This is a genomic window from Streptomyces sp. NPDC046197 (assembly GCF_040646295.1).
In the GTDB taxonomy this organism is placed as follows: domain Bacteria; phylum Actinomycetota; class Actinomycetes; order Streptomycetales; family Streptomycetaceae; genus Streptomyces.
Map to the genome: position 1 here is coordinate 209955 of NZ_JBEYZY010000003.1, position 7941 is coordinate 217895.

Consider the following 7941-nt stretch of genomic DNA (forward strand, 5'->3'; position numbering starts at 1 on the left):
GGCCGAGGCACAACGGTGTCGTTCGTCCGTGCCCGCCACCTTGGCCGTCGCCAGGGCCACCCGGTTCCAGGTGTTGATGGTGAGGATCAGGGCCAGGACGTGGGCCAGTTCCTGCTCGTCGAAGTGGGCCGCCGCCGTGGCGTAGACGTCGTCCGGGACGCCGGCGTCCGCGACGAGGGTGACCGCCTCGGTCAGCGCGAGGGCGGCCTGTTCCTTCTCGGTGAAGAAGTGCCGGGCCTCGCGCCAGACCGCGACCATGTGCAGCCGGTCCTCGCTCTCGCCGGCCTTGCGCGCGTCGTTGGTGTGCATGTGCAGGCAGTACGCGCAGTGGTTGAGGTGGGAGGCACGGATCTGGATCAGTTCGACGAGGGCGGGGTCCAGGCCCCCGCGGGCCGCGGCATCGACGCCGATGAGCGCGCGGAAGACCTTCGGGGCCGCCTTTCCGAAGTCGATGCGGGGCTTTCCCGCCTCCTCGACGGAGGAGGCACCGGTGGTCGCGGGGATCGTGTTCGTCGTCGTCATGCCTTGAATCTAGAGGCCGGAAAGACCGGCTGTAGGGTGCATTTCCATGACGGAATCGTGAGTCAATTCCGCGGAACGGATCGGCGTCGACCTGCATCTGGAGCTGTCCGGGCCGGGCGGGCGGCGAGCCGCACTGATCCGTGCGCTGCGCGAGGCCGTGTACAGCGGGCGGCTCGCTCCGGGCACCCGGCTGCCGCCGTACCGTTCGCTCGCCGCCGATCTCGGTGTCGCCCGGAACACGGTCGCCGACGCGTACGCGGAGCTCGTCGCCGAGGGCTTGCTGACCGCCCGCCAGGGCTCGGGCACCCGGGTTGCCGAACGCGCGGCGCCCTTGCGCCCGGCGTGGGTCGCGGCGAGGGCGCCTGCACGCGCGCGTGGGCCGCGCCACGACCTGCGGCAGGGCGCTCCGGACGCGTCGTCCTTCCCGCGCGGGGCGTGGCTTGCGTCCTACCGGCGGGCGTTGCAGCAGGCACCGAACGAGGCCTTCGGTCCCGGTGACCCGGCCGGCCGGAGGGAGTTGCGAGAGGCGCTCACCGAGTATCTGGCACGCGCCCGGGGCGTACGCACCGAGCCGGGCCGGATCGTGATCTGCTCCGGCTTCGCCCACGCGCTGCGGCTGCTGTTCGGGCAGGGCAGGGGCGGAGTGCTGCGCGGTCCGCTGGCCGTGGAGGCGTACGGTCTGGGCTTTCACCGGGAGCTGCTGGCGACGGCCGGCGTGCGCACCGTCCCGCTGCCGCTGGACGAGCACGGGGCGCGGGTGGACCAGCTGGGGCGGGAACGGGCCGTGCTGCTCACCCCGGCGCACCAGTTCCCCACCGGCGGCCCGTTGCATCCCGAGCGCCGTGCCGCCGTGGTCGACTGGGCACGCGCGCGTGGAGGCGTGGTGCTGGAGGACGACTACGACGGGGAGTTCCGTTACGACCGCAAGCCCGTCGGAGCGCTCCAGAGCCTTGATCCGGAGCGCGTGATTCACCTCGGGTCGGTCAGCAAGAGCCTGTCGCCCGCGCTGCGGCTGGGGTGGATGGTGCTGCCGGAGCGGTACGTCGGCGACGTGCTCGCGGCCAAGGGCGAGCGTGAGGCGTGGGCGAGCGTCCTCGACCAGCTGAGCCTCGCGGACTTCCTCGCCTGCGGGTCGTACGACCGTCATGTGCGGCGCATGCGGCAGCGTTACCGGCGCCGCCGCGACCGGCTGGTCGCGGCGCTCGCCGCGCAGGCCCCGCACGTCGAGGTCACGGGGATCGCGGCCGGACTGCACGCCGTGCTCCGGCTTCCGCCCGGCACCGAACGGTCCACGTGCCGGGCGGCGGCCTGGCAGGGCATCGCCCTGGACGGCCTCGCCGCGTTCCGGCACCCGCAGAGCGGAATGCCGGCCGCCGACGGCCTCGTCGTGGGTTACGCGAGCCCCTCGGAACACGCGTACGGCGCGGCCGTGGAGGCCCTGTGCGGGGTGCTGCCGCCTGCTTGAGACAAACCGCCGGTGACACGCTCCCAACAACAGGGGCGTGTCCCGGTCCGCGAGGCGAATTCCCGCCGGCTCACGGCGTCATGGCTTGCGGCCCACCGCCCCGTATCCGGGAATGACCCCGTCGTCCTGTCCGGGCACCGGCTCGCCCAACTCGGGATGCCATCTGTGGACCACCTCGACACCGGGCTCGACCAGTTGGAGCCCGTCGAAGAAGCGGCCGAACTCCTCGCGGGAGCGCAGCGCCAGGGTGACTCCGGCGGCCCGGAGCTTCTCGGTCGCCGCAGCGGACTCCTCGGGGGTGAAGTCGCCGGTGGCGTGGGTCATCATCAGGTAGCTGCCGGAGGGGAGTTCGGCGAGCAGCCGGTCCACGAGTTCGTGCGCCCCGTCCTCGTCCGGGACGAAGTGCAGCAGCGCGACCAGGGAAAGCGCCACGGGCCGGGTGAAGTCCAGGACCCTTCTGGCCCCTTCGACGATGGCGGCGGGCTCGCGCACGTCCGCCTGGAGGTACTCGGTGACGCCCTCGGGCGTGCTGCGCAGCAGCGCCGCCGCGTGGGCCAGCACGATGGGATCGTTGTCGCAGTAGACGACACGCGCGTGGGGCGCGATCTGCTGGGCGACCTGGTGCAGGTTGGGCTCGGTAGGGATGCCGGTGCCGATGTCCAGGAACTGCCGTACACCGTCCTGGGCCAGCCAGCGGGTGGCACGGTGCATGAACGCCCGGTTGACCCGCGCCATCACCGGCACCCTCGGTTCGAGGGCCAGCATCTGCCGGCCCATCTCCTCGTCGACCGGGTAGTTGTCCTTGCCGCCGAGGTACCAGTCGTACATCCGCGCGGGATGCGGCTTGCTGGTGTCGATCTCGACGGCGTTGCGGTCGGCGTCCTGCCGGGTCATGCGGCACCCCGTGTGCGTCTGGGAGAAGAAGTGTCCGGTCAAGTGTCCGGTCAAGTGTCCGGTCAAGTGTCCGGTCCGGTCGGTCAGGAGAGCAGGAAGTCCGCTTCTCCGGCCTTCGCGCCCTCGATGAAGGCGGTCATCTCGTCGGTGGTGTAGATCAGGGCCGGGCCGTCCGGGTCGGTCGACTGACGCACCGCTATCCGGCCGTCGGCGAGTTTCATCGCTTCCAGGCAGTTGCCCCCGTTGCCACCGCTCCACGGCTTGTGCCAGCCCTCACTGCCCAGTTCCCGGGCGGGCATGCCGTTGTAGATCCGCTCGCTGCGGGTCCGCGGCTTGGGCTGGGACGTGATGCGATCCATTCACAGCTCCTTGCGGAGATCCCGGAGGATCTCCTTCGTGCGATGTGCCGTAGCGGCCTGCGCCGCCATGCGGTCCATGACCTCCAGGTGGGTGGCCACCTCTTTGCGCGCGTCCAGGTAGACGGCGCCGGTCAGGTACTCGCTGTAGACCATGTCCGGCAGTTCGGGCAGGGCGAATCGGAACAGCACGAAGGGCCCGTACGTGCCGGGGTGGGGCCCCGAGGAGAACGGGGCGACCTGCAGCGTCACATTGGGCAGCTTCGTGGCCTCAAGCAACTTGTCGATCTGAGCGCGCATCACTTCCGGCCCACCGACCTGGCGGCGCAGCGCGGTCTCGTCCATCACGACCCAGAACCGGGGCGCGTCGGGACGGGTGAGCAGATCCTGGCGCTGCATGCGCAGCGCGACATGCCGCTCGATGTCCTCGGGGCTGGTCTGGCCGACGGCTCCCGACTTGAGCACCCCACGCGCGTAGTTCTCGGTCTGCAGCAGGCCCGGGACGAAGTGGGGCTCGTAGGAGCGGATGAGGGCGGCGGCGCCCTCCAGGCTGACGTGCATCGAGAACCAGCCCGGCAGGATGTCGTGGAAGCGCTGCCACCAGCCGGGCTTGTTGGCCTCCTCGGCCAGTTGCACGAAGGCCTCGGCCTCCTCGTCCGAGACGCCGTACGCCTTCAGCAGCAGCTGGAGGTACGGGATTTTGAAGGCGACCTCGGCCATCTCCATACGGCGGACCGTGGCCGGGGCGACGCGCAGGACGCGGGCGGCCTCCTCACGCTTGAGCCCGGCGCCCTCCCGCAGGTCCAACAGGCGCCGACCGAGCACGACCTGCCCGACGGTCGGCGCCGACCGCGGTTCGCTCACGCTCCACCTCCAGCAAGGGATCCTGACAGCCCTACGGCGCCATTCGAAGATTCATTCGAAGACCTGACAGACCCTCGACGATCCCAAGTGGCGCCGCTCAACACGCTGTTGCGAGCAGTGTGCCACGGCGCCTCACCGCGTCACACCGCACTCTGCAACTTTCATAGTGACACTTGCCAAGTGTTCACGCCGGGGAGATAGTGGCAAGCGTGATTCCGTCCCCGCCCTTAGGAACAGACGCCGCCGCGGACCGTCACGGTCTCGGCGCCGCGACGGGAGCGGGCCCCGGCGGGGCCGCTGCCGAGCGCCGGTTCCGCTTCGAGCTGGCCGCACACCCGGGTTCGCCCGCACAGGCCAGACGTCTGGCCCGGGCCCGGCTGACCGGCTGGTCGGTGGGCGAGGACACCTGCGACACGGCGGCTCTGGTCATCTCCGAACTGGTCACCAACGCCGTCGTGCACACCGCCAGCAGCCGGATCGTGTGCGAACTGCACGACGGCGCGGACCTGGTGCGCATAGCCGTGCGCGACGAGGGCTGCGCCCCAGGTGAGCCCCACCCGACACCACAGCGGGCCGAGGAGGAGCACGGGAGGGGATTGCTCCTCGTCGGCGCCCTGTGCCGGGCCTGGGGCGCACACGAGCACGGTCCGGGACTGCTGGTGTGGGCGGAGCTGCCGCGTGGTGCCGACGCCTCGCACGACGCGTCCGAGGTGCGGGGCGACCTGGGCTGGGGCGCCCGCCCGAAGCCCGGCCCGGCCCGCGGACCGGACGACCCGGACGACCCGGACGACCCGCAGGCAGGCCACCCGGACACTTCACGGGCAGGCCCTGAGGACGTACTGCAGGCAGGCCCTGAGGACGTAGGACGGCCAGGCCACGCAGACACTCCTGCGGCACGCCTCCGAAGCACTCCGCACGCCCACCTCGGCGTGCCGCCGCAGGCACACCACGCAGGCATACCGCAGGCACACCACGGAAGCGCCCGGCAGGCCCAGGCGCACCACCTGGATCCCCTGCCGCAGGCACCAGCGCACCACGGGAGTACCCCACAGACGCAGACACGCCACGGAAACACCCCCCAGGCACACCGCGGCGACGCACCGCAAGCACACCACGGAACGGGGGCCGCATGGCTGTGAGCGGCGGCGTCGGCTCCGGTCAGGTACTCAGCCTGGACGCGCTCGTCCGCCTGGGGCGCGGTCGGCGGACGCCGGACACACCCCGGCGGCTGTCCGTTCCGGAGGGCATGACGGCCCCGCTGGGCTGGGACGCGGTCGCGGTGCCCGCCCGCTTCGGACCGCCGGTGATGCCGCGGCTGCCGCGCGTGGGGTGCGTCTACGCCGACGAGACGCACTGGTGGTGGATCGTCCCGTCCGACTCCGACTACGCACTGCAGTGGCCCGCGCCCGCGCGCTACGCCACCGGAGCGATCCTGGCCGACGCCCCACGGGCGCCCGGCCTCGTGCACCGGCCGGACGGCACGGTTCCGTACACCCCGCCGATCCCCCTCTACCTGGCGCTGTGCCGGGTGATGGGAACGACTCCGGCGTGGTCACGGCCGGTCAACGCCTGACCGGGCGCCGGGGGCGACATCGGGGGCCGGGCTTCCCGCGCGGCGCTCCCGGCTGACCACCACCGGTCTCCCTTCGGGCGTACGCCCGCGTGCCTCACCCGCCGTGGCATGCGCCCTGCCCTGGGCCCGTCCCGCCCCGCGATAGTGGCCGTCGTCCACGATCGGGGGAGGTCGACGGTGCGCAAGAGGCGGGGCCGAGACGAGGATGCGGGCCGGACCGAGGTGTCGGAGTCGGAGCGGCTGCTCTTCGGTGGCCCGCTGCGCTACGACATGGGGTGGAACCGACATCACGACGCCTTCCTGGAGCTGAACTTCCGCGGCATGGTGACCCGGCTGCCGGGCCTGCTGGGGTCGAGCTTCCGGCTCGCCTGGCAGGCCGACCGGCGCGCCGCACGGACGGTACTGGCCGCCGAGGCGGGCCGGGGGGCCGCGCAGGCGGTGAGTCTCCTCGCGGTGAACAGCGTGCTGGGCCGCGTGATCACCGGCGGCGCCCTCCAGGACCGGCTGCGCGGCGCCGCCCCCGCACTGGCCGCCATGGCGGCGGTGATGCTGGTCGCCGCCGTGCTGCGGGCCGCGTCCACGTACGCCACCGGCCGGCTCGAACCCAAGGTGGAGCGGCTGGCGACCGAGCGTTACCTGGAGCGGGCGGCGGCGGTGGAGCTCGCCGCGATCGAGGACCACGCGTTCCACAAGCTGCTGGACACCGCCCAGTACGGCGCCTCCTCCGCGCGCCGGATGATCGCGTACGGCACCCGTGTGGTGAACGCGATGATCTCGCTGGTCGCGGCGGCCGGGGTGCTCACCGTGCTGCATCCGGTGCTGCTGCCGCTGCTCGTCACCATGACGCTGCCGAGCGCGTGGAGCGCGCTGACCAACGCCCGGCGCCACTACGAGTCCTTCCACACCTGGGTCCAGCACGCCCGTGCCGGGCACCTGCTCAGCGGCCTGCTCACCGAGCCCGCGGCGGCGCCGGAGATCCGCGTACACGGCGTCGGCCCGTTCCTGCTGCGCCACTACCGGGCGATGTCGGAGACCGCGGAGGCGGAGCAGGCCCGGCTGGCCCGGCTCGCGGCCCGCACGGGTCTGTTCGCGGCGGCCTGGACCGGCCTGGCGACCGTGGCGACGTACGCGACGCTCGGCGGGTTGCTGCTGTCCGGGGCGATGGCGCTCTCGGTGGCCGGTACGGCGGTGATCGCCATCCGCACCGGCTCGGCGAGCCTGGACACCCTCGTCCTGGAGATCAACGAGCTGCACGAGGAGGCGCTCTTCGTGGGTGATCTGCACCGTCTCTACGCCGAGGCGGCCGAGCGGGCGATTCCGGTGGGCGGTGAGCCCCTGCCGGAGGACCCGCGGGAGATCCGGTTCGAGAACGTCACGTTCAGCTATCCGGGCGAGGCCGCCCGCCCCGCGCTCGACGACGTGACCCTCACCATCCCGCTCGGCCGAATCGTGGCGCTGGTCGGTGAGAACGGCTCCGGCAAGACGACCCTGGTCAAGCTGCTGGCCGGCCTGTACACCCCGGAGCGGGGCCGGATTCTGTGGGACGGCGTCGACGCGGCGCGAGCGGACCGCCACGCCCTCGCCGAGCGCGTGGCGATGGTGGCGCAGGACTTCAAGCGCTGGCCGTTCACGGCCCGGGTCAACGTGGCGATCGGCCGCCCGTCGGCACCGCTCACCGACGAGCGCCTGTACGGGGCGGTCGGCGAGGCGGGCGCCGAGGAGGTGGTCGCCGACCTGCCGAGGGGCCTGGACACTCTGCTGGCCCGCCACTTCAGCGGCGGGCACGAGCTGTCCGGTGGCCAGTGGCAGCGGCTCGGCATTGCGCGGGCGGCCTACCGGCGTGGCCGCATCCTGATCGTGGACGAGCCGACGGCGGCGCTCGACGCCCGCGCCGAGCTGGAGGTCTTCGAGCGGATCCGGGGGCTGGCCGACGGCGGTCAGACGGTCGTGCTGATCACCCACCGGCTGGCGTCCGTGCGCCACGCCGACCTGGTGCACGTCCTCGACCAGGGCAGGCTCGTGGAGTCCGGCCCTCCCGACGAGCTGCTGGCCACCGGCGGCCTCTACGCGGAGCTGTACGCGCTTCAGGCGGAGCAGTTCACCGGGAAGGTGCCCGCTCCGAAGGCGGGCTGACCGTTCACAGCACAGAGCCCGCTCCGAAGGCGGGCCGACCGTTCACAGCACAGAGCCCGCTCCGAAGGCGGGCCGACCGTTCACAGCACAGAGCCCGCTCCGAAGGCGGGCCGACCGTTCACAGCACAGAGACG

7 protein-coding genes and 1 pseudogene are annotated in these 7941 nt (G+C 72.4%); 4 read left to right on the forward strand and 4 right to left on the reverse strand.

Annotation, left to right across the window (positions count from 1 at the left end; genetic code table 11):
• Nucleotides 1–522, reverse strand: a 522-nt coding sequence (locus AB0A61_RS06095) for a carboxymuconolactone decarboxylase family protein (RefSeq protein WP_361286818.1), incomplete at its 3' end; no start/stop codon positions are given.
• A gap of 79 nt (nt 523–601) precedes the next feature.
• Between AB0A61_RS06095 and AB0A61_RS06100 the strand changes: the two genes are divergently transcribed.
• Nucleotides 602–1987 (forward strand): PLP-dependent aminotransferase family protein, encoded by a 1386-nt coding sequence (locus AB0A61_RS06100; RefSeq protein ID WP_361287321.1) that lies wholly within the window; start codon nt 602–604, stop codon nt 1985–1987.
• Nucleotides 1988–2065: 78 nt separating this feature from the next.
• On the opposite strand, the gene AB0A61_RS06105 is transcribed toward AB0A61_RS06100, so the two are convergent.
• From AB0A61_RS06105 to AB0A61_RS06115, 3 genes are all read right to left on the reverse strand, one after another.
• Nucleotides 2066–2881, reverse strand: a complete 816-nt coding sequence (locus AB0A61_RS06105; protein WP_361286821.1) for an SAM-dependent methyltransferase — start codon at nt 2879–2881, stop codon at nt 2066–2068.
• 83 nt (nt 2882–2964) lie between these two features.
• Nucleotides 2965–3240 carry a DUF397 domain-containing protein gene (locus tag AB0A61_RS06110; RefSeq protein WP_361286824.1) on the reverse strand — a complete coding sequence of 92 codons (276 nt, stop codon included), beginning with the start codon at nt 3238–3240 and terminating at the stop codon, nt 2965–2967.
• On the reverse strand, nt 3241–4101 hold the full coding sequence (locus AB0A61_RS06115; RefSeq protein ID WP_361286827.1) for a helix-turn-helix transcriptional regulator: 861 nt from the start codon (nt 4099–4101) through the stop codon (nt 3241–3243).
• A 200-nt stretch (nt 4102–4301) separates the two neighbouring features.
• Between AB0A61_RS06115 and AB0A61_RS06120 the strand changes: the two are divergent.
• The 3 genes and pseudogenes from AB0A61_RS06120 to AB0A61_RS06130 form a co-directional block, all read left to right on the forward strand.
• Nucleotides 4302–4880: pseudogene (locus AB0A61_RS06120) on the forward strand (ATP-binding protein); the annotation flags it as partial.
• A 350-nt stretch (nt 4881–5230) separates the two neighbouring features.
• Nucleotides 5231–5674, forward strand: coding sequence for a hypothetical protein (locus AB0A61_RS06125; RefSeq protein WP_361286830.1), 444 nt, complete (start codon nt 5231–5233; stop codon nt 5672–5674).
• Nucleotides 5675–5944: 270 nt separating this feature from the next.
• A complete protein-coding gene (locus AB0A61_RS06130) occupies nt 5945–7807 on the forward strand; it encodes an ABC transporter ATP-binding protein (protein WP_361287324.1) in 1863 nt (620 codons plus the stop codon).
• The last annotated feature ends 134 nt before the right edge of the window (nt 7808–7941 follow it).